This is a genomic window from Streptomyces ziwulingensis (assembly GCF_039542605.1).
Taxonomy (GTDB): domain Bacteria; phylum Actinomycetota; class Actinomycetes; order Streptomycetales; family Streptomycetaceae; genus Streptomyces; species Streptomyces ziwulingensis.
Map to the genome: position 1 here is coordinate 11,536 of NZ_BAABIG010000071.1, position 23,788 is coordinate 35,323.

Below are 23,788 nucleotides of genomic sequence, written 5' to 3' on the forward strand. Positions count from 1 at the left end.
GTTCCCCCTTGGCCCAACTCGCTTGTGCGGCAAGCGTGTTGAGTAAAACGGTTCTTTCCCCGGCGCACTGGGGGTTATGCGCACCGGGGGGCGGCGCCGTTCCGGCTCGGTGACGGCCGGTGGTGTCAGATCGTCTGGGGTTCGAAATCCCAGTACGGGCGGTTGCGGGAACGCGCCGACACGGTGTGCGTGTGGGTGCTGCCCAGCGTCGCGTCGAGGTCGGACAGGGCTTCCTGTTCCACTTTCTCCGCCTGCAGCCGGTCCCGTAGCCCTCGCAGGTCGGCCGCGTGCGCCACCCGCGCCGACAGGGTGAGCGGATGGGTGCGTCCGAGCCACTCGCCCGCCCGGGTCACCGTGTCCCCGCTGAGTTGCGCCGCGCCCTCGACGTCGCCGACCAGATTGCGCAGCGCGGAGGTGTTCAGTGCGCAGCCGAGGGTCCAGGGGTGGGTCTCGCCCACCGCCCGGGCCATCTCCGCCAGCGCCTGCTCCGTGAGGACGTGGCTGTACTCCCGCTCGCCGACGTTGCGCAGGATGAGCGCCTGGTTGGCACGGGCCCCCGCGATGAAGGGGTGCCCTTCGGCGAGCATCACCTCATAGCGGGCCACCACGGCTTCGCTCAGTTGCCGGGCCTGGTCGATGTCACCGTGTTCGCGGGCGTAGCAGCTCTGGGCCGTCGCGAACATCAGCGTCCAGGGGTGGGTCTCCCCCAGCACCCGCTCGCCGCGTTCCAGGACGCTCGCGAGCAGCGAGCCGGGCTCCTGCAGGCCGTCGCCGCGGTCCCTGCTGCGGTCCCGGTCACCCATGCGGTACCGGCACATGGCGAGGTTGTACTCGGCCCGCAGGGTGGAGGGGTTGTCGGGGCCCATGGCCCGGACCACCTCGTGGACGTTCTTCCGCTGGATCGACTCGGCCTCGGCGTAGTGACCCAGCATCCGCAGGTCGGTGGCGTAGGAGTGCTCGGAACTGAGCGTCCACGGATGGCGGGCGCGCAGCAGTTGGCGGCGCGCCTCCATGGTCTCCTTGTCGACGTCGAGCGCCTCCTTGTACCAGCCGAGCAACCGCAGCGACACCGCCAGGTTGTTCTGCGCGTTCAGCGTCCGAGAGTCCTGATCGCCGAGCAGCTCGCGGTAGGCGGCCAGTACCCACTGGGACATTTCCAGTGCCTCGTCGTACCGGGCCAGGCCGCGCAGGTCGGCGGCGAGGCCGGCGGCGGCGCGCAGGTGCTCCAGGTCCTGCGGACCGCGTTCCTCGCGCAGCCGGTCGACGGCGGAGCGGCCGAGTGCCTCGCTGCGGACGTAGTCGCCGTCGGCCCGCAGCAGGTTGGTGTAGTGGTAGGTCAGTTCCCAGATCCGCGCGTGGGACTCGCCCAGCAGGGTGCACCAGGCGGCCAGGGCGCGTTCGCCGAGTTTGATCCCGGCCCGGTACTCCCCGGAGAAGTACATGTACCGCAGGCAGTTGAAGACCAGGCGCTGGACCTGCGGGTCCTTGCTCTGCAGGACGTCCGCGTGCTTCAGGTGCGGGGTGAGCTCGGCGTAGCCGGGCCAGAGGTCGGGGTCGGTGGCCCGGCGCGGGTCCGCCGCCGCGAGGGCTGCCCGTACGACGTCCATGAACTCGCGCCGGTCGCGCTCCGGCATGTCCTTGCGGACGATCTGGTGGACCATGCGGTGCAGGTAGAGCGACTCGCCCGAGGTGACGGACTCCTCGGAGACCTCGTGGGACTCCAGGCGCACCACGGAGTACGTACGGAGCTGGTTGATCGCCTTGTTCCACAGCAGCGGGTCGTTGAGGAGGCGGGCGAGCTGTTCGGGCAGTTCGTCGCCCGGCATCTCCCGCAGCAGCCGTACCGGGATGAAGCCGGGGGCGAAGAAGGTGCACAGCCGCAGCAGGTCGACGGATTCCGGGACGGTCTCGCGGAGTTTGTTCAGCAGTATCGACCAGGCGGTCTGGAAGGCCATCGGGAAGTCGGCCGACACCTTCACCACATCGCTGTCGACCCCGCTGTCCAGCAGGCCGATGTACTCCTCCACCGACATGGCGGAGTCGTTCAGCCAGCCGGCCGTCTGGTCCAGCAGCAGGGGCAGGTCCTCCAGCGCGTGCGCCAGCCGGTCCGCCTCCGCCTCGGTCAGCCGGGGCGCGCGGCGGCGGATGAAGGCCACCGACTCGTCCCGGGAGTAGACCTTGACCTCCAGGAGCCGGCTGTTGTGCTCGTTCCACTCCGGGTTGCGGGAGGTGATGATCACGTGGCCGGGGCCGGTGGGCACCAGGTCCCAGATCTGGTCCGGCTCGTCCGCGCCGTCGAGGATGAGCAGCCAGCGCGAGTACGGTTCGCCGCGGCGCAGCGAGTCGCGGACCGTGCGGAGCCGTTCGCCGTACTCCTGGCCGGTCTTGAGGCCGAGTTTGGGGGCGAGTTCGGCGAGCTGGCGGCGGTAGGTGACCCGTTTCTCGGCGTTCACCCACCACACCACGTCGTACTCGGAGCCGAACCGGTGCGCGTACTCCGCCGCCAGTTGGGTCTTGCCGACTCCGGACATGCCGTGGAACGTCACCACGCCGGCCCCGGACTCGGCGTTGGACAGGAGGTGGTACGCGTCGTTGAAGAGGTCCTCGCGCCCGGTGAAGCGGGTGTTGCGGCGCGGGACGGCGCCCCACACGTCGGGCATCGAGGCCGGGAAGCGCGGGCCGCGGCGGGCGGCGGCCACGGTCTCGCGCAGCGGCTCGGACGGCAGGTCCAGGCGGTCCAGGAGCCGTCGTTCGGCCTCTTCCGCGCCCATGTTGGTCAGGGAGACCGGGCCCAGCACCGCGGCGGCCGACGGGACGGTGGCGGTGGTGACCGAGACGGCGGCGAAGCGGGACGGGTCGGGGCCGACGACTTCGCGCAGCGCCTCGTTCCACTCCTCGTGGGTGCGCGGGCCGAGCTGGAAGTACCACTCGCTGACCACGATGAGGATGCGGCCCTCGGCCAGTTTGAGGTCTTGCAGCAGATCGGCCAGCGGGACGTCGACCGGTGACTCGAACCGCAGGTACACGACCCGCTGCCCGCGCCGCTCCAGCCGGTCCCCGATCCAGGCCGCCCAGGCCCGGTTGAAGCCCGCGAAGTGGATCGTGACGGTCTGCCGCGTGGCCCCCCTCTCGGTCGGCCCGGTCGGCCCGACCGGTGTGCGAGCTCCAGACATGCGGTGGCCTCCAGCGCGTAGTACCACAAAATCCTAGGACCTCGGCGCGTCACACGTAAGTCCGCCGACCCACAGGGACACACCTCGGCCCGACGATCTTTCCGCACCGGGGCCCGGCGCGCAGGCATCCTCACTCATTCGGCCGAGGGAGGGCGGGGGCGTGCCGTCGCGTCCACAGTGTGCGGGCCGAGGTGACGTACGCCCGGGCGCGGGCCGTGTGGTCCCGGGGTGCCGGGTGGTCGGCCATGCGTTCATAGGTGGCGGCCATCTCGTCGACGAAGCGGCGGCCTCGTGCGGTGAGGTCGGGCGAGCCGAGGAGGGCGGGCAGGGCGGCGCCGACCTGGGCGCGGTAGCGCGCGTGCTGGGACCACGCCCACTGGCGTTCGCCGGACCCGGTGACCAGGGCACGGCGCTGGTGGAAGTCGGCCATCGCGAGGTGGGAGTAGGTGCCCTGGAGCAGTCCGTCGTACGGCCTGGGGTCCGCCCGCCAGGGGGCGAAGTAGCGGGCCTCGGGTCCGGCCCGGTGCAGGGTCAGCAGGTCGGACAGGGCGGCGAGTTTGGCGTGCTGCAGTTCGTGGACGAGGGTCGCGGCGAAGGTGACGGGGTCGGGCGGGGTGCTGCTGAGCAGGGCGCCGAACGCCTCGCGCCGGGTGGCGCTGCAACTGCCCCGGCCGGTGCCGATCTCGGGCGGCATGTGCAGCGGGACCAGGCAGCGCAGCAGTGCCGCCGCCTCGCCGAGCCGGTGCGCTCCGCCCGAACGCAGCGCGACGGCCGTGCCGGACCAGGTCTGGAGCCACCGCTTGCGCTCCGCGTCGTCGAGGGTGGCCGCACCGCTCAGGCTGCCGCGGTGGGTCTCGTAGGGCGGTTCGCGGTACGGGTCGAGGTCGTCCAGCGGCAGGGGCGGCGCCGAGGGCAGCAGACCGGGCAGCGCGTACGCCGGGGTCCAGGCGGGTGCGCCGGACCAGGCGCCGGGGCCGTTCTCCAGGTGGACGCGCACGTCGGGGGCGTCCGGACGGCGCAGGGTCAGGACTCCGTCCCGGTGCGCGACGTCGACGGTCACGTCTCCGGAGGCCGCCGTGTGCAGGGAGCCGAGGGAGGGCAGGGTGAGGACTCCGGCGCGGGCGGTGAGCCGGGTGGAGAAGGCGAGACCGGCCCCGGCCGCGGCGACGGCGGCGAGGGCGCTGAAGTGGGCGAGGTCCCGGCGCAGCCGCCGCGCCCGTTCGCCGGTGGTGGCGGGTGGGGCGTGCGTGGCGGGTGGGGCGTACGTGGCGAGTGGGGCGTGGGTGGCGGACAGTGCGGGGGCGACGGGTGGGTCGTCGGTGGCAGGTGCGGGGCCTCCGTCGAGGCCGTGCAGGCAGGAACGGGCCCAGGGGCCGGTGAAGGGGTGGAGGAGGAGGGCTCGGGCGGGGGTGCGGGGGGTTGTCGGCGTTGGGGGGTGCGGGGAGTGTCGAGGGTGTGGGGGGTATGAGGGGTATGGGGGGTATGGGGGGTCCGAGCGCCTCGCGGGGGTCGTGGGCGTCGGCGCCGCCCGGTCCGCCTGGGTCAGCAGGGCCCAGTCCTCCCGCAGCCGCGCCTTGCGCCCGGTGTCGCACACCCTCGGGTCCGCCGCCTCGGCCGCGTCGAGCACGGCGCGCAGGACGAGGAGCCGCCGGGTGTCCTGGTCGCGCGCGAGCAGGGCCAGCGCGTCGGGGCCGCCCTCGGTGCGGGCGAGTTCGAGGAGGATCCGGTCGTCGACCGCCGGAAACATCACGGAGCGCCTCCTTCGCGCGGGGACGGGTCGGGCGCCGCGGCGCCGGCGAGCCGGTCGGCGACGTGCCGGATGAAGCGCTGCAGGTCGGCGCAGTACACGGACGGGTTGCGGAAGCCGTGGCCCGCGCGGTAGCGATGCGCGTAGTGTCCGCCGCCGCAGACCCGCAGCAGCGGGCAGGCCCGGCACTGCCCGGCGAGGGCGGCCGCGCCCTCCTGCCGGGCGGCCACACCGGGGTGACCGAGTGCTTCGTCGAAGGTGTGGCGGAACACGTCGAGGCCGGTCGAGGCGGCGCCCGGGTAGGCCGACTTGAGCGAGTCGACCTGCTCGATCGACCCGTCGGTCTCCACGACGACCGCGTCGAAGGGCGCGAGTCCCAGCGCCTCGGTCGCCGCCGGCAGCCCCAGCAGCAGGGCCACGCACTCCTCGAAGAGCCGTACCCGCGTCTCCCGCCGGCCCGCCGCCCACCAGCGGTCGAAGGCGGCGCACAGCCAGTCGCCGTAGCGGGTCCCGGTCCGGCCCGGTGGCGGCGTGGTCCAGTTCCCGTGCGGCAGCAGCAGGTGCAGCGCGGGCGGGCGCAGCGCGAGGAGCGACTCGTACGTCTGCACCGGGTCCAGCGCCGGGTCGACGACGGTCAGGAGGCCCGCGTACGACGCCGGGAAGCGCGCGGCGACCAGTCGGGCCCCGCGTGCGGCGGCGGGCCAGGAGGGGCGTCCGGCGTGGTCGACGCGGCGCCGGTTGTGCGCGGCCGTACCCCCGTCCAGGCTGATACCGACCCGGACACCGGCGTCGGCCAGCACGGTGAGGCGGTCCTCGGTGAGCAGGGTGCCGTTGGTCTGCACGACGGCGTGCACGGCGCATCCGGAGGGGACGCGCTCGCGCACCTCGGTGGTGAAGCGGGCCAGCGTGGCGGCGCCCGCGAGGAGGGGTTCGCCGCCGTGCAGGACCAGGGAGAGACGTTCCAGGGCGTGCGCGCGGGCGTGTTCGGCGATACGGGCGGCGGTACGGCCGAGGACCTCGGCGGACGCCGCGGCGGGACGGGAGCGCCAGCCGCTGTCGGGGCCCTCGTACAGGTAGCAGTAAGTACAGGCGAGGTTGCAGCGGCCGTGCGCCTTGACGATGAACTGGCGGAAGGGGAACCGGATGCCGGGGCCGGCCCGCCGGACGCCTTTCCCGGCCCGCCGGTCCGGGGCGGGGAACCCGGCGGGTGCCGGACCCGTGACGGCCTCTGCGGACACTGCGGTACCCCCTGGCCTACGCCCCCCGTGCTCCGGCGAGCCCTCGCCGCAGTGAGCCGCATTCCCGGTGCGCCGGACGGCCGAAACCCGGGCCGATTGAAGTTGTCCTATTCACGCACCTGCGCGATCTCGGATGTCGGCAAATGGGCGTCGAATGGGCGAATTTGACAGCTCCAAGTCCCCAAACCCCCAAGCGCCGAAGCCCCGAAGCCCCCGAAGCCCTCAGGCCCTCAGGCCCTCAAGTCACCGGACCGTTCAGAAGGAGTTGTCGAACCCCCAGAGCATGTCGCTCGGCTCCGCGGCCCGTGCCCGCAACTCCTGGACCACCTCCCGCAGCACCGGATGCTCGATGGTCCCCAGCTCCTCCAGATCCATCGACAGCAGAGCCGGCAGACTCGATGGATTCGCCAGATCGAGATCCAGACCCAGGCCCGGACTCGGATCCGCCGGGGGCTCCCCCGCGGCGGAAAGCCCCGGCCGCGTCCCCGGCTCGTTCGGTGTGTCCATGACCCCGTACCTCTCCCTCGGCTCCTTCGACGCTTTCGGCTCCGTCGGCTCCCTCGGCGTCTCAGTCCAGTTCGGACAGCCGTTGGGCCGTCTGCGCGGCGGTCGGCTCGCCGGTGCTCAGGCGGTCCTCCGGCAGCCGTACCCACTGCTCGCGGGCGGCCCGGTACGCCTCCCGGGCAGCCCGGGGGCGGGCCGCCGCCTCATAGGACATACCCCGCCAGTGGTGCGCCTGCGCGGCCAGCTCCACCGCCTCGTGCCGGCGGCGTTCCGTTTCGGCCTTCTCCTCCGCCCGCCCGGCCGAGGCCGCGGCGGCCCGGAAGGCGTCGACCGCGACGTCCAGCCGCGTGGCCCGGCCCAGGTTCTGGTACGCCTCGAACTGCGCCTGCCCCAGTTCCAGCTTGCAGCGCGCCGCCAGCAGCGGATCGCCCGCCTCCGCCGCGGCGAGCCCCAGCAGGTGCTCGGCCTCCCGCAGGTCCACCCGGTCGCCGCGGAGCTGGTAGCGGTGCATCAGCGCGCGCCCGAGGAGGAGCAGCCGGCGGGCCAGGTGCCGGCTGCCCGCCGCGGTCTCCATCCGGCAGTCGCGCAGTACCCGGATCGCCCGGGAGAGCCGCCGCTGCGAGCGCTCACCGGTCTCCAGACCGGCCTGGAGCAGCAGTACCTCGCCCCACTCCGCGAGGACGTCGGCGTGCGCGGGCGCGTCCCGGGGCATGCGCTGCGCGGCCCGGTCGAAGCGGTCGGCGGCCCGGAGCAGTTCGGCCGGCTCGCCCGACTCGGTCCAGCGGGCCACCGCGATCCGTCCGGAACGCACCAGCAGCGCCGCGCGCTGCCCCTGCTCGCGGACGACGCCGAGCGCCTCGTCGGTACGGGCCTGCGCCACGTCGAGCCGGCCGCCCGCGCGCAGCAGCGCGTCCACGAGGTCGGTCAGCACCCGGACCCGGGCCCGGACGGACTCGGCGGTCTCCGCCGGTGTGCCGGGCAGCGCTTGGGCCAGGGAGTGCGCCGCCTGCTCCGCGTAGAGGCGGCTCTGCTGCGGGTCGGCGGTGACCTCGGAGAGCCGTAGCAGGACCCGGCCGTGGGCGAGCGGAAGTCCGGCGGGCCGGCTCTCCCGGTCGGGCCAGGCGTCGGCGAACGCCTCCAGCATGCCGACGGCGGCCTGCAGCAGGGCGCTGTCGCCGCCGAGGCGCCACTGGGTCTGCAGGGCGCCGACGCGCTCCAGGGTGAGCCGCAGCGCCTCCTCCTCGTCCAGCCCGGGGGCGGCGCCGGCCACCGCGTACTCGCGGTCCGCGCGGCGCAGCAGCTCCAGTGCGCCGGACCGGTCGCCGCGCCTCCTGCGGTCGGTGGCGGCGGCGTGCAGCACGTGCGCGAGGACGGCGCGCTCGCGCACCGCGTGCGGGTGGGCGGCGGCCCGTTCGGCGGCCTGCCCGGCCTCGTCCAGCAGCGCCGGGCCGCCCTGCACCTCCCACAGCCGCAGCGTGCAACGGGCGTACTCCGCCCACAGCTCGGGGTCGCCGCCGGACGGCCGCTCGTGCTCGGTGGCGCCGCGCAGCAACTGCACCGCGTCGATGAGGTCCTGCACCATGCCCTCGTCGTCGAAGCGGGCGAGCAGGCCGCGGGCCCGGGTGACCGCCCGGTGCGGCGGCCGGTCCGCGTCGGGCCGCCGAGCGGCGGCCGCGATGCCGTACGTGGCGAACTGCCCCGGCATCGGCATGAACCGCTCCAGTACCCGCGCGGCGATCTCCGCGAAGGGCTGCGGTACGGGGGCGGCCTCACCGCCGCCGTTCTCCCCGGAGCCGTCGGGGCCGGCCGCGAAGGGACGGCCCTGGCCGCCCCCGTCACCGATCCCGCCGGCACCCCCACCACTGCCACCACTGCCGCCACTGCCGCCACTGCCACTACTGCCCCCGCCGCCGCCGCCGTCGCCGAGCTGTGCCAGGGCGAGGGCCGGGAAGTTGGGGCCGCCCTTGCCGAAGCGCTGCTCGATGTACTCCGAGCAGTGCTTGAGCACCAGTACCGCCTCGTCGCGGCCGAGCTGGGCCAGCAGGGCGTCGCGCACCTCCGGTTCCATCTCGTACCACTGGGTGCCGTCCAGGCCGGGGTCAGCGCCGGCCCTGGTGACCAGGCCGCCGACCAGGACCTCGGCGAGGTCGGACGGGCCGGAGCCGGGGAGCATGGTCCGCTGCACGAGCTGCATCACCGGCAGGCAGAGCGGAGCCGCCGCGAGGTACACGGCGAGGCGTCCGGCGGCCGGGGAGACGGCGGAACTGAAGCGGCTGACCCGCTCGTTGGGGGTGCGCCGCCGGTCCGCGCGCGCCGCCGGGGCGGGCGGCTGGTCGGCGCGCACCCAGCCCACGGCACCCGGCACCGGGCCGGCTCCGGCCCCGGACAGCAGCCGCGCCCAGGAGCCGAGGGCCACCGGGTCGGGCGGCAGCACGGGGACGGGCAGCGCCCCCCGGCGGGACCCGGCCGGCCTGCCCTCCGCCAGCCGCACCCGCAGGGCGACGGCGCCCAGAGTGTCGCCGCGCGACAGCTCACCGAAGGTGACGGGCAGCCGGGTGCGGTTCCACAGACGCTGCGGCAGCGGCTGGAGCACGGCGACCGGCCCCTGCCGGGCGAGGCGGTGCAGCAGCCGGTGGGCGTGGCCGGAGTGCCAGAGCGGGCCCGCGCAGTCGCTGACCAGGAGGACGATCCGGCGGCCGGTCGGATCGCTGAGCCGGTCGGCGGAGTGCAGCGGCGCGGCCTGCGGGTCGGGACAGCGGCTGACGGCGGCGCCGCCGTCGGGGCCGGGATGCAGATGGCTGACCTCGATGTCCGAGAAGGCCCCCAACTGACCGAACACCTGTTCCAGTTCGAGGAAGAGCCGGTCCCAGACGCGCATCGAGGAGGAGGCGTCCAGCACCAGGTGGAGCCGGGCGTCGCGCCGGGTGATGTGGCGGTGGACGGGCAGGATCAGCCCGCCCGCCCGGGCGCTGACCTCGGCGGTCGCCACCTCGTCCAGTTCGGTGCGCCGGGGCGGGGCCGGGCTGCGGTAGCCCTGTAAGGGGCGCAGCGCGCGCTGGAGGACGAGCGGGGCGGGCAGTGCGGCGGCGGCCGGGACGCCGACCGGCAGCGCGCGGACGCCGCCCGTCCGGCGCGGCTGCCCGCCGCGCGGCACGGCGTACAGGGCCACGCGCCGGTCCGGCGTCGCGCCGGGCGCCGGTTCCTCGCGCGCGGGCGGGCGGGTGCCGTCCGCGGGCGGGCCGGGGGGCCGCAGGGGCGGCGGGGACACCGGCGGCACCACGCGTGCGCCCGGCACGGACTCGGCCGGCGGGTCCTCGGGCCGCGGGGTGAAGCGGGCCAGCCAGAGGGCGTCGCAGAGCTGCTCGGCGTCCGGGTCGAGGCCACCCCGGCGCAGCCGCAGGACGAGTTCGGCCAGGGGGTCGGGTCCCGCCGGTCTGGTGGTCCCTGCGGGGCCGGTGGTCACCTCCGGGGCGCCGGGGTCCGGGGTCCCGGGGGTGCCGGGGTCCGGGGTGCCGGGCCCGTGGCGCGCCGCTGCGTCGGGCATCAGCGCGTCACCTCGGGCGGTCGAGCCGTTGGACGAGCAGGTCGGCGAGCCGGTCACGGCTGGGCGGGGCCGCGGCGTCGGTGAGGTAGATCGCGTTCAGCAACTGGTCGGCGGCGAGCAGTTCGCTGCGGGACCGCTCCAGGAACCGGGTGATCAGGTCGTCGCCGGAGCGTGCCGCCTCGTCGCCCAGGTGGGCCCGTACGAAGGTGGCGAGCCGGTTGTGGTCGGGGCGGCCCAGCTCCAGGTGGATGCAGCGGCGCATCAGGGGCGGCGGGAAGTCCCGTTCGCCGTTGCTGGTGAGGACCACGAAGGGGAAGGCGCGGCAGCGCACCCGGCCGTCGCGCACCCGCACCTTGACGCCGTCCGCGGTGAGCACCTCGGCCTCGCCGTCGGGGAGCCGGTCGGCGACGCGCTCCAGCTCCGGGATGGCGAACTCGCCCTCCTCCAGGACGTTCAGCAGGTCGTTGGGCAGGTCGATGTCGCTCTTGTCCAGCTCGTCGATGAGCAGCACGCGCGGGGTCTCCGACGGCAGCAGCGCGGTGCCGAGCGGACCGAGCCGGATGTAGCTGCCGATGCCCTCGACCGCGCCCGGCGTCCCCGCCCCGGCGCCGTACCCGCCCTGCGCGGCGATCTGCACGTCCTGGAGACGGGCGATGGCGTCGTAGTGGTACAGCCCGTCCTGGAGGGCGGAACGGCTGACGATGGACCAGCGCAGCACGGTCCCCAGGCCGAGTTCGTACGCCAGTGAGTGCGCGAGCGTGCTCTTGCCCGCGCCGGGGGAACCGGTGACGAGCAGCGGGCGGCGCAGGTACAGCGCCGCGTTGATCATCTCCAGCTCCTCGGCGCCCGGCCGGTGCAGCTCCGCCAGGTGGCGGTGGGCGCCCAGCCGGCGGTCCTCGGACCCGTCGCTCCCCTCGGCCGGGTCGGGCCGGCCGGAGAAGTCCCGCCACGGGGGCGGGGCGGGCAGCCGGTCGATGCCGTCGTGCGGTTCGCCGGCGCCCCGGTAGATGAGCCACTCACTGGATTCGGTCATGATCCGGTCCTCGTCGTCACTCGTCCACCGGGTCCCGCCGCGCTCCCGCCGTCCACCCGGAGCGCGGGCGGACGGACGCGCGCGTGCCGGTTGCCAGGCGCGGTCGTCCGAACGTCCCTCACCGTATCGATCCTCGCCAGACCTGGTAAGTGGCCGTCGTCCACAGGGGCGTGCGGGGTCACGGAGCCTCCAGCAGGTCACCCGAGCCGGGCAGGGGCTGGTGCGGGTCGTCGTACAGCAGGGCGATGCCGTCGGCCCAGAACGCCTCCTGTCGTCCCGCGCGCAGGTTGGCGCGCAGCGCGTGCACGGCTTCGGGCAGCCGGTGCGCGCTCGGCGGATCGGCGATCTCGTCGAGCGTGCCGCGGTGGAACTCCCCGCAGACCGCGTCCGGCGCGCCGCCCCGGCGGCGCCAGAGCGCGACGCCGAAGCCGCCGCGCACTATCCGGGCGAGCGCCACCGCGTCGCTCTCGTAGCGGTGCTCGCCGAAGCGGCACAGCACGGGCACGGCGCCGTGCGACAGGCCGCGCAACTGCTCCAGGGAGGGCACCGGTTTGCGCAGGCCCTCGTCGCAGTCGAGGACCTCGGCCTTGGCGCGGTGAGCGTGCAGCCAGCGCCAGCGGGCCCTGCGCTCCTCCTCCAGGTCGAAGGGGTCGGCGTCGAACAGTTCCGTCTCGTCGTCCTCCGGGATCTGGTCGCGGTCCAGGCAGCGCAGTACGACCGGGCGCTCCACACCCAGCGGCTGCTCACGCGGGCCCAGTTGCCAGTCCTCGGCCTCCAGTTCGAGCAGCGGGTGCGGCAGGGCCACCTGGAGGACGGCGGGCCGGCCCGGTTCGTCGCAGCGCCGGAACGCCTCCGCGAGCGGGGCCGCGAGGTGCGTGGCCAGTTCGGCCACGGGGGTCCGGTCGCCCTCCTCCAGGCGGATCGCCTCACCGCCGGGCGGCAGCACGGAGACCGACCAGTCGCAGCGCTCCCGCTCCCAGCCGCGCTGCACCAGTTCGACCAGGACGGAGGGCTGCGGCGCGGACCGGGGTGAGGACTGGGGCGCGGACTGGGGTGAGGGCTGTAGCGCGCCCGCGCCCGCGCCTGCTTGCGCGCCTGCTTGCGCGCCCGTCGGCGCGCTGGTCCGCCGCTGCCGCAGGCCGTCCGCGCGCTGACCGGCGAGGGCGCTGCGGCGGCGGTAACCGAGCCGCTGGGCGGCCTGCCACACCCAGTCCCACAGCGCCTGCTCGGCGGCCGTGGTGCCGGGGGTGGTGAACGGACGCTCGGCGCACAGGACGCGCACCGCGTAGTTCAGGACGAGGTCGAGCGCCCCGTCGTCGCGCGCGCTCTCGTACAGGGCGCCGAGCCCGTCGCGCCAGCCGCGCGGCGCGGCCTGCGGCAGCGGCGCCTGGAACTCGGCGAGGGAGTCGAGGATGTCGAGCAGCGAGTGGGTGCTGGCCGGCGGCGGGAGGTCGGCGAGCCGGCCGAGGAGCTGGACGCGCTCGTCCGGGCTGAGGGTGCGGCCGGGGCGGGCGCCGAGCTGGCTCTGCACGTCGACCCAGGTGTGGCGGCGCGCCTCCGGATGGCGCTGCCGGTCACGGTGGTAGCGGTCGTGGGCCTGGGTGACCGAGTGGTAGAGGTCGTCGTGCTCGGCCGTCAGGGCCTCGGTGGGCACCGGCAGCGTGCGCAGTTGTTCCAGGCCGGTGGAGGTGCCGCCGCGTGTGTGGTCCGAACGGGACTTCAGTACGCCGATGACCTCGCCGCGCAGCGGATCGATCACGGGTCCGCCCGAGACGCCGTACGGCAGGTCGTTCTCGCCGAGGCGCATCTGGACGTCCGAGGACCAGCCGCCGATGGTGCCCTGCACGGTGAGGGTGCCGTCCAGGAACCGGAGTCGCCCGTCCACCACGGTCCAGCCCGCGTAGAGGACCTTGCCCTCGCCGAAGTAGGCCGCGGGGCGCTCGGAGACGTACCCGCACTCGTGGTCGACGGGTTCGTCGAGCTGCACGAGCGCGAGGTCGGGGGCCGGCCAGTTGCCGGGCGCCGTCGCGCCGGCGCCGTCGGGCAGCGCCGCCCGCACGGTGCCGGTCACCGCGGACATGCCCCGGCCCGGCGCGGGTTCATACACCACGGCGACCTCTCCCCCCTCTCCGCCACCCACCACGTGCGCGCAGGTCAGAACCCAGTTGGGGGCGACGAAGAAGCCGCTCCCGAGGAACGTGCCGGGTTCGTCCAGGGCATACCCGGTCGCCGGCCGATGAATGCGCACGGTGGCCGCCATGACGAGTCCCCGAAGAGCACGGCGGGCGGCATCCGAGGCGCTCGATGCGCCCGGGGCGTACCCCTCCGTCATGCCCAGCCCCCGGTGCCGGCGTCCGGGGCGCCCCCGTGCTCCGGAGCGCCGGTGAACGCATCCGTACGCCCCGGTCGGGAGGTGTGGGCACCCGTCGCGAGGTGCTGCGGTGCGGCGGGGGCCGGACCGGGGTGGCTTGCGGCGCCGGGGGCCGGGGCCCGGGCGGCGCGGGTGGTGTCCGGGTTCCGTGGCGCGCCCGGGTCCGGTGGCCCGCCGTTCCAGGTGAGGGTGACCGTGAGGCCGGCCTTGGCCTCGCCGTCGGCGAGCAGGCCGACGACCTTTCCCGCCTTGGCGGTCAGCTCGATGCCGAACTGGACGCTCACCTCGTCGGGCCGCACCGCGCGCAGCGGCTCCGCGAGCGAGCGCGCCACGCCCGTCACCAGCGTGTGCAGGCTCTCCACGCTCGCCTCGACCCGCTCGGCGAAACCGGTGTCGCTGTACGACAGCTCCCCCGGCCCGCCGGGCAGCTCGGCCGCGCCCGAGATCCGGGCCCACACCGGTGTGCCGTCCGGTAAGGCGATACGCGCCACCCGCGTCACTTCGTGTTCCATGGACGTCCCCCGTTCCCCGCGTCCCCCTGATGCCGCTCACCCCGTCCGAGGCGAGACGGCTGGGTTCCGCCGGCGCGAGAGCCTCGGCGCCCCGCGGGCGCACCGGCCCTTGCGCCTATCCTTTTCGGTGGCCTCTTCCGCACCCGGTTGCGCACCGGGCGGACGGACCACACCTCTTTTTCCCGCAGGAACAGGGTCCTTCCCGCACAGGCGGCTCCCTACCCCTGCACCGACCGACGGAGCACCATCCATGTACTTCACCGACCGCGGCATCGAGGAGCTGGAGAAGCGGCGCGGCGAGCAGGAGGTCACCTTCGAGTGGCTCGCCGAGCAGTTGCGGACCTTCGTCGACCTGAACCCGGACTTCGAGGTTCCGGTGGAGCGACTGGCCACCTGGCTGGCGCGACTGGACGACGAGGACGACGACGACGAGGAGTAGCGAAGAGAGGAGCGGAGCAGGCAGGGGCAGAACGCCCGCCCACCTCCAGTTCCTCGGACAGGTACCTCCCCACGGCCGCCGGACACCGCGAGTGTCCGGCGGCCGAGTGTTGCCAGCGGACCGACCACGATATATCGTGAATTCACGAGGACGCGATATGGCGCGTCGGTAGGAGGTCTGCACCATGACCAAGTGGTCCGTCACGGAGCCGAGGCGACTCACCTTCGACGACCCCGTGCGCGAGCTCCATGTGCGCATCGTCGACGGCGCGGTCAACGTCGTCGGCACCGACGAGGGTCCCGCCCGCCTGGAGATCTCCTCGATCGAGGGGCCGCCGCTGATCGTGAGCCAGGTGGGCGGCGCTCTCACGGTGGCCTACGAGGATCTGCCCTGGAAGGGGTTCCTCCAGTGGCTGGACGGCAAGAGCCGGCGCCGCGCCGCGGTCGTCTCCCTGACCGTTCCGGCAGGCACGCGCGTCGAGGTGGGCACGATCGGCGCCACGGCCGTGATCTCCGGCGTCGACGGCCGCACGGAGGTCAGGGGCGTCTCCGGGGACACCACCCTGGTCGGCCTCACCGGCCCGGCACGCACCGACACGGTCACCGGCAATGTGGAAGCCCAGAACGTGAGCGGCGACCTGCGCTTCCACTCCGTCTCCGGCGACCTTACGGTCGTCGCGGCGGGCTCCTCCGTGCGGGCCGACTCGGTGAGCGGCTCGATGATCGTCGATGTCGACCCGGCGGGCGGCTCCACCGACATCGGCCTGAACAGCGTCTCGGGCGAGATCGCCATCCGGCTGCCCCACCCCGCCGACGCCCAGGTGGAGGCCAACACGGCGAGCGGCACGGTCTCCAACGCCTTCGAGGACCTCAAGGTCGGCGGCCAGTGGGGCGCCAAGCGGATCACCGGGCGGCTGGGCGCGGGCAACGGCCGCCTGAAGGCGACGACGGTCTCCGGCTCGATCGCCCTGCTGCGCCGCCCGCCGGCGGAGGACGAACGCGGCGACACCGCCCCGTCGACCGGCCCGCGCAACACCAGCACGCCCAGCGGCCCGCGGAACACCAGCACGGCCGACACCAGCACGGCCGGCGGCCCGCGCAACACCAGCACGGCCGACACCAGCGCGGCCGGCGGCCCGCGGAACATCTCGGGGGACAATTCCACCGCCGACCGGGACGACGACGCCACGGACGACCCGACCGACGGCCCGACCGACAAGAAGGTGCTCTGACATGGCCCCCGTCTTCGCCCATGGCCGCCTCCGCCTCTACCTCCTGAAGCTGCTCGCCGAGGCCCCGCGCCACGGTTACGAGGTGATCCGCCTCCTGGAGGAGCGTTTCCAGGGGTTGTACGCGCCCTCGGCCGGCACGGTGTACCCGCGCCTGGCCAAGCTGGAGGCCGAAGGGCTGGTCACCCACACCAGCGAGGGCGGACGCAAGGTCTACTCGATCACCGACGCCGGCCGCGCCGAACTGGCCGACCGCAGCGGGGAACTGGCCGACCTGGAGCTGGAGATCCGTGAGTCCGTCGCCGAACTGGCCGCGGAGATCCGCGCCGATGTGCAGGGCGCGGCGGGTGATCTGCGCCGGGAGATGCGGGCGGCTGCCTCCGAGGCCCGCCGAGGCGGCGGTACCGGACAGCCGGGCGGGCAGCGCGCCGGGTACGGCGACTTCTTCGGCGGCGGTGACCTGGGCGACAAGGACGCCTGGCGTGCCGCCAAGGAGGAGATGCGCCGCGTCAAGCAGGAGTGGAAGGAGCAGGCGCGGCGGGCCAAGGACGAGAGCCGCCGGGCCCGCGAGGAGGCTCAGCGGGCGCGCACCCAGGCCCAGGAGATGCAGGACCGGGCCAGAGACCAGGCCAAGGAGGCGCAGGAGGAGGTCCAGCGCATCGCCCGCCGGGTACAGGAGCAGGTGCAGGACCACTTCACCCGCGGCGACTGGCCCACGGGCCTGCGTGAGGGTCTGTCGGAGCTGGCCAAGGAGATGGGCGAGTTCGGCAAGGACTTCGGCTTCGGCCGCCCCGGGCCCGCGGCGCCCCACCCGGAGTACTCGGCCACCCCCGAGGACTTCCCCGCCGACTACGAACCGTCCTGGGCCCATGAGACGGCGGACTCCACCGGCGACCCGGCCCGCGACCTGGACCGCCTGCTGGACCGTTTCCGGGACGACGTCCGCGACGCGGCCCGGGACCACGGCGTCACCCCCGGTCAACTGCGCGAAGCCCGCCACCACCTGTCCACGGCGGCGGCACACCTCGGCGCACTCCTGCGCGCCCCGCGTCCCTGACCCTGCCCCTGCCCCTCCCCCCGAAGGAAGCGGCGGGCCACCCGGGCCCGCCGCCGCCGCTCACCTCACCACCGCACGCCCCTCAGGAGGCACTCAGGAGGCACTCAGGAGGCACACAGCACGATCTTCCCGAACTGCTCCCCGGACTCCATCCGGGCGAAGCCCTCCCGCGCCCGGTCCAGCGGCAGCACCTCGTCGAGGACGGGACGCACCCCCGTGGCCGCGCAGAACGAGAGGAGGTCCTCCAGTTCGTCCTTGGTGCCCATCGTGGACCCCACGACCTTCAGCTCCAGGAAGAAGATCCGGGTCAGTTCGGCGTGCGAGGGCCGGTCACCGCTGGTGGCCCCGGAGATGACCAGCGTCCCGCCGGGCCGCAGCGACTTCACCGAGTGCGACCAGGTGGCGGCGCCGACCGTCTCGATGACCGCGTCGACCCGCTGCGGCAGCCGCGCCCCCGGCTCCACGGCCTCCACGGCCCCCAGCTCCCGCGCGCGCTTGCGCTTCGCCTCGTCCCGGCTGGTGGCGAAGACGCGGAGCCCGGCCGCCTTGCCGAGCACGATGGCGGCCGTGGCGACCCCGCCTCCGGCACCCTGCACCAGCACCGAGTCACCGGGACGGACCCCGGCGTTGGTGAACAGCATCCGGTAGGCCGTCAGCCAGGCGGTCGGCAGACAGGCGGCCTCCTCGAAGGAGAGTTCCGCGGGCTTGGGCAGGATGTTCCAGGTCGGCACGGCGACCCGCTCGGCGAACGTCCCCTGGTAGCGCTCGGTGAGGATGGACCGGGGCTCCTTCGGGCCGACCCCATACCCGCTCTGGCCGATGACGGAGTGCAGGACGACCTCGTTGCCGTCCTCGTCGACACCGGCGGCGTCACAGCCCAGGATCATCGGCAGCCGGTCCTCCGGCAGACCGACCCCGCGCAGGGACCACAGGTCGTGATGGTTGAGGGAAGCGGCCCTGACATCGACGACGCTCCAGCCGGGACGGGCCTCGGGAGCCGGACGCTCTCCCAGTTCGAGGCCGGAGAGCGGCTGGTCGCGGTCGATTCGGGCGGCGTAGACAGCGAACATGGCCCCGACGATAGGTTCCGCGCCCGCCGACCGGAACCACAAGCCCCTGTGACACATGCCCTCTTGCCACCACGGCCGGCGGCGAGAAAGCCCACGGAAGTCCACCGAAGTCCACCCGTACCCGGGCCGCACACCGGAGAGCCCGCACACAGCGAACGGCCCCGCCACCAAGGACGGGACCGTTCCCCACACAACTCACACATCACACGTCACACGGCACCTGGCTGGCACCCGGGGCACCTGGCACACGGCACCCGGCACCCGGCACCCGGGACGCTCACCGACGCGCGACGCCCTCCGCCCGTGCGGCCGCCGCGACCGCGGCCGTGACCGCCGGCGCGACCCGCTCGTCGAACGGGGACGGGATGACGTAGTCGGCCGCGAGGTCGTCGCCGACCACGGCGGCCAGCGCCTCGGCCGCCGCGAGCTTCATGCCCTCGGTGATCCGCGACGCCCGCACCTGGAGCGCGCCCGCGAAGATCCCGGGGAACGCCAGCACGTTGTTGATCTGGTTCGGGAAGTCGGACCGCCCGGTGGCGACGACCGCCGCGTACTTGTGCGCGACCTCCGGGTGCACCTCCGGGTTCGGGTTGGCCATCGCGAAGACGAACGCCCCCTCGGCCATCGAGGCGACCGCGGCCTCCGGGACCGTACCGCCGGAGACGCCGATGAAGACGTCGGCGCCCGCCAGGGCCGTCTCCAGCGAGCCGGCCAGCCCGGCCTTGTTGGTGAACTCGGACAGTTCGCGCTTGACCGGCGTCAGGTCGTCCCGGTCCTTCGACACGACTCCCTTGCGGTCGGCCACCGCGACGTCCCCGATACCGGCCTCGACCAGCATCCTGGCGATGGCGACCCCGGCCGCGCCCGCGCCCGAGATCACCGCCCGCAGCTCGCCCAGCGCCCGCCCGCTCAGCCGCGCCGCGTTGCGCAGCGCCGCCAGCGTCACGACCGCCGTGCCGTGCTGGTCGTCGTGGAAGATCGGGATGTCCAGCCGCTCCTGGAGCTTGCGCTCGATCTCGAAGCACCGCGGCGCCGAGATGTCCTCCAGGTTGACGCCGCCGAACGAAGGCGCGAGCCGCACCACCGTTTCGACGATCTCGTCGGCGTCCGTGCAGTCGAGCGCGATCGGAACCGCGTCCACACCGCCGAACTGCTTGAACAGGATCGCCTTCCCCTCCATCACGGGAAGGGAGGCTTCTGGACCGATGTCACCGAGCCCGAGCACGGCCGTGCCGTCCGTCACGACCGCCACGACCGAGGACTTCCAGGTGTAGTCGTGGACCAGTTCCGGTTGCTCGGCGATCGCGCTGCACACCTTCGCGACGCCGGGCGTGTACGCCAGGGACAGGTCGTCCCTGTCGCGGATCGGCACGGTGGCCCGCACGGCCATCTTGCCGCCGCGGTGCAACGCGAACGCGGGATCAAAGGTGTCGAGGGGCTCCGCCCCCGGCTCCTCCCGCTCCGCCCTGAAACCACTGTCGCTGTCGCTGTCGCTGCGAGGATTGACGATCTCCGCTGCCACTTCGTTTTACCCCTTAAGTATTCACGGTTTGAGGGTTTGTCCACTCCTGGTGAGGGGTGGGCGGGACCGCGCAAGGCCCAGGGGAGGTGATGCGTACGGGCCTGTGCGCGATGGGTGCGCCGCACACGCACCCTGAGCCCCGGATGAGGGGTGTAAAGAACCTTCTTACCGGACGCACGCCCTTCGCGACGAGCCCCATAGGCGCAAGCTCACATACCGGAGGACGCGGCTTCACCGGACGAACGCCGCCTGCCAGATGTCGGTGACATGACTCATAGTCCGTCTTCCGGACAAGCTCCCGCGTGCCTCTTGACAACAGCGAAACGTCACTTTCGCACCGCGGGCCACAGCGGCGCGCCCTGTCCGCATGGCGGAGTCCGCCGGAAATCTTCCGGCCGGAAGCATCGATTCCCGCAAAGGTTCGGTCGGGATGTACCGACCTGGTCGGGTTAGGGGGTTCACCCGTTATCCGATTTTGACATGCCGGTCCCCCTGAACCGCGTCGTCCGAATGGCAAGATGCCGTAATCAGACGAGGTAGCGACACCCGAAGATGCGTGCCATGCCGACACCCGTGTGCCGCCGCCGACAGCCGCCGCGCGCACCCGTCGACCCCCAGCGCCTGCCGGACCCCTCGACAGGCGCCCGCACCATCGGCTACTCCACCCATCCGCCGGAGGAACCCACCATGACCGCAAGCTCCACCCGTCGTACGACCGCCGCGTACTCCCGCACTGCCGCGGTCGGTGCGATCGCGGTCGCCGGCGCGCTGCTGCTCACCGGATGCGGCGACCAGACCAAGGACGACGAGTCCAGCGAGAGCCAGTCCGCGAACTCGGCTCCCCTCGCCGACAAGCTGCCCCAGGCGATCCGCGACAAGGGCGTCATCAAGGTCGGTTCGGACATCGCCTACGCGCCGGTCGAATTCAAGGACGACTCCGGCAAGACGGCCGGAATCGACCCCGACCTCGCCGACGCCATGGGCAAGCAGCTCGGCGTGAAGTTCGAGTTCCAGAACGCCACCTTCGACACGCTCATCGGCGGCCTCGCCTCCAAGCGGTACGACATCGCCATGTCGGCCATGACGGACACCAAGGACCGGCAGGAGGGCGTCGACGCCGACACCGGGAAGAAGGTCGGCTCGGGCGTCGACTTCGTCGACTACTTCACCGCCGGCGTGTCGCTGTACACCAACAAGGGCGACGACCAGGGGATCAAGACCTGGGACGACCTCTGCGGCAAGACCATGGCCGTGCAGCGCAACACCTTCTCCCACGACCTCGCCAAGGACCAGGCGAAGAAGTGTACGGAGGCCGGTGAGCAGACGCTGAAGATCGAGGACTTCTCGACCAACCCCGAGGCCGAGACCCGGATGCGCTCCAAGGGCGCGGACGTCGTCTCCGCCGACTTCCCGATCGCCGCGTACTCGGTGCGGAACTCCGGCGCCGGCAAGTACTTCGAGATCGTCGGCGACCAGGTCGAGGCCGGCCCCTACGGGATCGCGGTCGCCAAGGACAACACCCAGTTGCGCGACGCGCTCCAGGCGGCCGTCCAGGCGATCATCGACAGCGGCGACTACAAGAAGATCATCGACAAGTGGGGTGTCGCGGACGGCGCGGTCACCGAGGCCAAGATCAACGGCGGCTCCTGACCCGGCCCCGTGCGACCCGGCTTCCGAAAGGCTCCACCCGTGACTGCTGACGTCAACAAGGCGGACGGTCCCTCCCCGGCCCCCTCCGCCGGCCCCGAGGCCATCAAGGCCATCCCGGTCCGGCACCCGGGGCGGTACCTCTCCGCGCTCGTCGCGCTCGCCCTGCTGGGGGCGGTCGTCTACGCCTTCGCGCAGGGAAAGATCAACTGGGGCGCGATCCCGGACTACTTCTTCGACCACCGCATTCTGGACGGTGTCTGGAACACCCTCCTCCTCACCGTGCTGTCGATGCTGATCGGCATCGTCGGCGGCATCCTGCTCGCCGTGATGCGGCTCTCCACCAACCCGGTGACCTCGTCCATCGCCTGGTTCTACATCTGGTTCTTCCGCGGTACGCCGGTCCTGGTCCAGCTCTTCGTCTGGTTCAACCTCGGCCTGGTGTTCGAGTACATCAACCTGGGGCCGATCTACAAGGACTACTGGTCGTCCTTCATGACGCCGCTGCTGACGGCGCTGCTCGGCCTGGGCCTCAACGAGGCCGCCTACATGGCCGAGATCTGCCGCGCCGGCCTGCTCTCGGTCGACGAGGGACAGACCGAGGCCTCGCACGCCCTGGGGATGAGCCACAGCAAGACGCTGCGGCGGATCGTCATCCCGCAGGCGATGCGGGTGATCGTGCCGCCGACCGGCAACGAGGTCATCAACATGCTGAAGACGACCTCGCTCGTCTCGGCGGTGCAGTACTACGACCTCTTCAAGGAGGCTCAGGACATCGGCCAGAACGCGGGCTCCACCGTGGAGATGTACCTCCTCGCCGCCGCCTGGTACCTGATCATGACCTCGATCCTGAGCGTCGGCCAGTACTACGTCGAGCGGTACTACGCCCGCGGCTCGACCCGTGCCCTGCCGCCGACTCCGCTCCAACGTCTCCGGGCCGCCGTGCTGCCCGCCCGCCGCCCGAAGGGAGCAACGGCATGACGCCGCCCGCCACGCCCGCGGCCTCCCACCCCATGGTGAAGGCCGAGGGCGTCCACAAGTCCTTCGGCGCCGTCGAGGTCCTCAAGGGCATCGACCTCCAGGTGGACGCCGGCGAGGTCTTCTGCCTCATCGGCCCCTCCGGCTCCGGCAAGTCCACCTTCCTGAGGTGTATCAACCACCTCGAGAAGGTCAACGCCGGACGTCTCTACGTCGACGGCGAACTGGTCGGTTACCGGCAGAAGGGCGACAAGCTCTACGAGCTGAAGGACAGCGAGGTCGCCCTCAAGCGCCGGGACATCGGCATGGTCTTCCAGCGCTTCAACCTGTTCCCGCACCTGACCGCCGTGGAGAACGTCATGGAGGCACCGGTCCAGGTCAAGGGCGTGAGCAGGCCCCAGGCCCGGGAGCGTGCGGCGCAGCTCCTGGACCGGGTGGGCCTGGCCGACAAGGCCGCCAGCTACCCCTCGCAGCTCTCCGGCGGCCAGCAGCAGCGCGTGGCGATCGCCCGCGCGCTGGCGATGGACCCGAAGCTGATGCTGTTCGACGAGCCGACCTCGGCACTCGACCCCGAGCTGGTCGGCGACGTCCTGGACGTCATGCGCGACCTCGCCGAGTCCGGCATGACCATGGTCGTCGTCACCCATGAGATGGGTTTCGCCCGCGAGGTCGGCGACAGCCTGGTCTTCATGGACGGCGGCGTGGTGGTCGAGTCCGGCAACCCGCGCGAGGTCCTGACCGACCCGCAGCACGAGCGGACGAAGGCGTTCCTGTCCAAGGTGCTCTGACCGGAGCCACCGGTGAAGGGGCGGTACGGAATTCCCGTACCGCCCCTTCCCACGCGCCCGGTCACCCGCGCCCCCGGTCACCGGCGCAAGCCCGCCCCCCGCCCCCCGGTCCCCGGCCTCCGGCCTCCGGTCACTTCACCGCGAGCAGCAGCGTGTCCGACGGGGAGCACCACACCGGCCGGGCCTCGCCGAACCCCTGCTCGCGCAGCACGCGCGCGTGCCAGGCGGCGGACGGCATGTCGCCCTCCGCGTGCTCGCCGTAGATCTCGAACCGCCGTGCGGTGGGCTCGGCGAGGACCGGGTCCTGGGCGGCGAGCTGCCACCACTCGGCCCAGTCGAGAGCGCCTTGCGCCTTGGCCCGCTCCATCTGCGCGTGGCGCTGCGCGCGTTCGGCCGCGTTGATCCGCGGTGTCGACTCGTCGATCATGTGGTCCGCGTTCAGGAAGACACCGCCGTCGCGGACCAGCTCCGCGAGCCGGCCGTAGAGGACCGCGAGGGGTTCGGCGTGCAGCCAGTGCAGGGCGGTGGCGGTCAGGACCGCGTCGTACGAGTCGTACGGCAGCCTCGCCGGCCAGTCGGGGTCCTTGAGGTCGGCGGTGACGAAGGTGACGCGGCCGTCGTCCGCGAAGGTGCCCTCGGCGATGGCGAGGAGGGCGGGGTCGAGGTCGACGCCGGTGCTGGTGGCCTCGGGGAGGCGGGCGAGCAGCCGGGCGGTGATGCTGCCGGTGCCGCAGGCCAGGTCGAGCACGCGCGGGGCCGGTCCGGCCAGCGCCTCCACCATGTCGAGCATGATCCGGAAGCGGTCCTCACGGTCCGGCATGTACCACTCCTGCTGCCGGTCCCAGCTCTCCTGCCAGGCATGCCAGTCGGTACCGGCCGTGGTGGTGTCCGCGTCCGTCATAGAGCCCCTCCTCGGGTGCCAACACGTAATACCCTG

General features: G+C 73.2%; 17 protein-coding genes. 6 read left to right on the top strand and 11 right to left on the bottom strand.

The window, feature by feature from the left end; translation table 11 throughout:
• Positions 1–125: 125 nt before the first annotated feature.
• The 8 genes from fxsT to ABEB00_RS28955 form a co-directional block, all read right to left on the bottom strand.
• On the bottom strand, positions 126–3,173 hold the full coding sequence (fxsT, locus tag ABEB00_RS28920) for an FxSxx-COOH system tetratricopeptide repeat protein (protein ID WP_345623414.1): 3,048 nt from the start codon (positions 3,171–3,173) through the stop codon (positions 126–128).
• Positions 3,174–3,303: 130 nt separating this feature from the next.
• Positions 3,304–4,920, bottom strand: coding sequence for an aKG-HExxH-type peptide beta-hydroxylase (locus ABEB00_RS28925; protein ID WP_345623557.1), 1,617 nt, complete (start codon positions 4,918–4,920; stop codon positions 3,304–3,306).
• The gene (locus ABEB00_RS28930; protein WP_345623558.1) at positions 4,920–6,065 is read right to left on the bottom strand and encodes an FxsB family cyclophane-forming radical SAM/SPASM peptide maturase; all 1,146 of its coding nucleotides are present in this window, start codon (positions 6,063–6,065) and stop codon (positions 4,920–4,922) included. The genes ABEB00_RS28925 and ABEB00_RS28930 overlap by 1 nt, the downstream gene beginning before the upstream one ends.
• A 348-nt stretch (positions 6,066–6,413) precedes the next feature.
• Positions 6,414–6,533, bottom strand: coding sequence for an FxSxx-COOH cyclophane-containing RiPP peptide (gene fxsA, locus ABEB00_RS28935; RefSeq protein ID WP_345623415.1), 120 nt, complete (start codon positions 6,531–6,533; stop codon positions 6,414–6,416).
• A 193-nt stretch (positions 6,534–6,726) separates the two neighbouring features.
• A complete protein-coding gene (locus ABEB00_RS28940) occupies positions 6,727–10,206 on the bottom strand; it encodes an SAV_2336 N-terminal domain-related protein (protein ID WP_345623416.1) in 3,480 nt (1,159 codons plus the stop codon).
• A gap of 7 nt (positions 10,207–10,213) precedes the next feature.
• Positions 10,214–11,239, bottom strand: a complete 1,026-nt coding sequence (locus ABEB00_RS28945; protein ID WP_345623418.1) for an AAA family ATPase — start codon at positions 11,237–11,239, stop codon at positions 10,214–10,216.
• Between the two features lie 178 nt (positions 11,240–11,417).
• On the bottom strand, positions 11,418–13,499 hold the full coding sequence (locus ABEB00_RS28950; protein ID WP_345623419.1) for a VMAP-C domain-containing protein: 2,082 nt from the start codon (positions 13,497–13,499) through the stop codon (positions 11,418–11,420).
• Positions 13,500–13,567: 68 nt separating this feature from the next.
• The gene (locus ABEB00_RS28955; protein ID WP_345623421.1) at positions 13,568–14,122 is read right to left on the bottom strand and encodes a CU044_2847 family protein; all 555 of its coding nucleotides are present in this window, start codon (positions 14,120–14,122) and stop codon (positions 13,568–13,570) included.
• Positions 14,123–14,372: 250 nt separating this feature from the next.
• On the opposite strand from ABEB00_RS28955, the gene ABEB00_RS28960 reads away from it, so the two are divergent.
• From ABEB00_RS28960 to ABEB00_RS28970, 3 genes are all read left to right on the top strand, one after another.
• The gene (locus ABEB00_RS28960; RefSeq protein ID WP_345623423.1) at positions 14,373–14,561 is read left to right on the top strand and encodes a DUF6104 family protein; all 189 of its coding nucleotides are present in this window, start codon (positions 14,373–14,375) and stop codon (positions 14,559–14,561) included.
• 184 nt (positions 14,562–14,745) lie between these two features.
• Complete coding sequence (locus ABEB00_RS28965) at positions 14,746–15,792, top strand: DUF4097 family beta strand repeat-containing protein (protein ID WP_345623425.1); 1,047 nt, start codon at positions 14,746–14,748, stop codon at positions 15,790–15,792.
• 1 nt (position 15,793) lies between these two features.
• Positions 15,794–16,846, top strand: a complete 1,053-nt coding sequence (locus tag ABEB00_RS28970) for a PadR family transcriptional regulator (RefSeq protein WP_345623427.1) — start codon at positions 15,794–15,796, stop codon at positions 16,844–16,846.
• Between the two features lie 104 nt (positions 16,847–16,950).
• Here ABEB00_RS28970 and ABEB00_RS28975 read toward each other — a convergent pair whose 3' ends face one another.
• Together ABEB00_RS28975 and ABEB00_RS28980 are read right to left on the bottom strand one after the other, a co-directional pair.
• Positions 16,951–17,916: a zinc-binding dehydrogenase gene (locus ABEB00_RS28975; RefSeq protein ID WP_345623429.1), complete on the bottom strand. Its 966-nt coding sequence runs from the start codon at positions 17,914–17,916 to the stop codon at positions 16,951–16,953.
• A gap of 277 nt (positions 17,917–18,193) precedes the next feature.
• Entirely contained in the window at positions 18,194–19,438 is a 1,245-nt protein-coding gene (locus ABEB00_RS28980; RefSeq protein ID WP_345623430.1) for an NAD(P)-dependent malic enzyme, read from the bottom strand.
• A gap of 687 nt (positions 19,439–20,125) precedes the next feature.
• On the opposite strand from ABEB00_RS28980, the gene ABEB00_RS28985 reads away from it, so the two are divergent.
• From ABEB00_RS28985 to ABEB00_RS28995, 3 genes are read left to right on the top strand one after another with little or no spacing between them, the layout of a single operon-like run.
• Entirely contained in the window at positions 20,126–21,088 is a 963-nt protein-coding gene (locus tag ABEB00_RS28985; protein WP_345623560.1) for an ABC transporter substrate-binding protein, read from the top strand.
• A gap of 39 nt (positions 21,089–21,127) precedes the next feature.
• Complete coding sequence (locus tag ABEB00_RS28990; RefSeq protein ID WP_345623432.1) at positions 21,128–22,066, top strand: amino acid ABC transporter permease; 939 nt, start codon at positions 21,128–21,130, stop codon at positions 22,064–22,066.
• On the top strand, positions 22,063–22,851 hold the full coding sequence (locus ABEB00_RS28995; RefSeq protein ID WP_345623434.1) for an amino acid ABC transporter ATP-binding protein: 789 nt from the start codon (positions 22,063–22,065) through the stop codon (positions 22,849–22,851). Before ABEB00_RS28990 ends, ABEB00_RS28995 begins: the two co-directional genes overlap by 4 nt.
• A 130-nt stretch (positions 22,852–22,981) precedes the next feature.
• Here the strand turns inward: ABEB00_RS28995 and ABEB00_RS29000 are convergent, their stop codons facing one another.
• Positions 22,982–23,752: a class I SAM-dependent methyltransferase gene (locus ABEB00_RS29000; protein WP_345623436.1), complete on the bottom strand. Its 771-nt coding sequence runs from the start codon at positions 23,750–23,752 to the stop codon at positions 22,982–22,984.
• Positions 23,753–23,788 lie beyond the last annotated feature (36 nt).

Excerpts from the sequence above, each read along its gene's own strand:
- fxsT (WP_345623414.1), bottom strand. The coding sequence starts at position 3,173 with ATGTCTGGAGCTCGCACACCGGTCGGGCCGACCGGGCCGACCGAGAGG.
- ABEB00_RS28940 (WP_345623416.1), bottom strand. The coding sequence starts at position 10,206 with ATGCCCGACGCAGCGGCGCGCCACGGGCCCGGCACCCCGGACCCCGGC.
- ABEB00_RS28965 (WP_345623425.1), top strand. The coding sequence starts at position 14,746 with ATGACCAAGTGGTCCGTCACGGAGCCGAGGCGACTCACCTTCGACGAC.
- ABEB00_RS28945 (WP_345623418.1), bottom strand. The coding sequence starts at position 11,239 with ATGACCGAATCCAGTGAGTGGCTCATCTACCGGGGCGCCGGCGAACCG.
- ABEB00_RS28925 (WP_345623557.1), bottom strand. The coding sequence starts at position 4,920 with ATGTTTCCGGCGGTCGACGACCGGATCCTCCTCGAACTCGCCCGCACC.
- fxsA (WP_345623415.1), bottom strand. The coding sequence starts at position 6,533 with ATGGATCTGGAGGAGCTGGGGACCATCGAGCATCCGGTGCTGCGGGAG.
- ABEB00_RS29000 (WP_345623436.1), bottom strand. The coding sequence starts at position 23,752 with ATGACGGACGCGGACACCACCACGGCCGGTACCGACTGGCATGCCTGG.
- ABEB00_RS28975 (WP_345623429.1), bottom strand. The coding sequence starts at position 17,916 with ATGTTCGCTGTCTACGCCGCCCGAATCGACCGCGACCAGCCGCTCTCC.
- ABEB00_RS28950 (WP_345623419.1), bottom strand. The coding sequence starts at position 13,499 with ATGGCGGCCACCGTGCGCATTCATCGGCCGGCGACCGGGTATGCCCTG.
- ABEB00_RS28955 (WP_345623421.1), bottom strand. The coding sequence starts at position 14,122 with ATGGAACACGAAGTGACGCGGGTGGCGCGTATCGCCTTACCGGACGGC.
- ABEB00_RS28995 (WP_345623434.1), top strand. The coding sequence starts at position 22,063 with ATGACGCCGCCCGCCACGCCCGCGGCCTCCCACCCCATGGTGAAGGCC.
- ABEB00_RS28985 (WP_345623560.1), top strand. The coding sequence starts at position 20,126 with ATGACCGCAAGCTCCACCCGTCGTACGACCGCCGCGTACTCCCGCACT.
- ABEB00_RS28970 (WP_345623427.1), top strand. The coding sequence starts at position 15,794 with ATGGCCCCCGTCTTCGCCCATGGCCGCCTCCGCCTCTACCTCCTGAAG.
- ABEB00_RS28960 (WP_345623423.1), top strand. The coding sequence starts at position 14,373 with ATGTACTTCACCGACCGCGGCATCGAGGAGCTGGAGAAGCGGCGCGGC.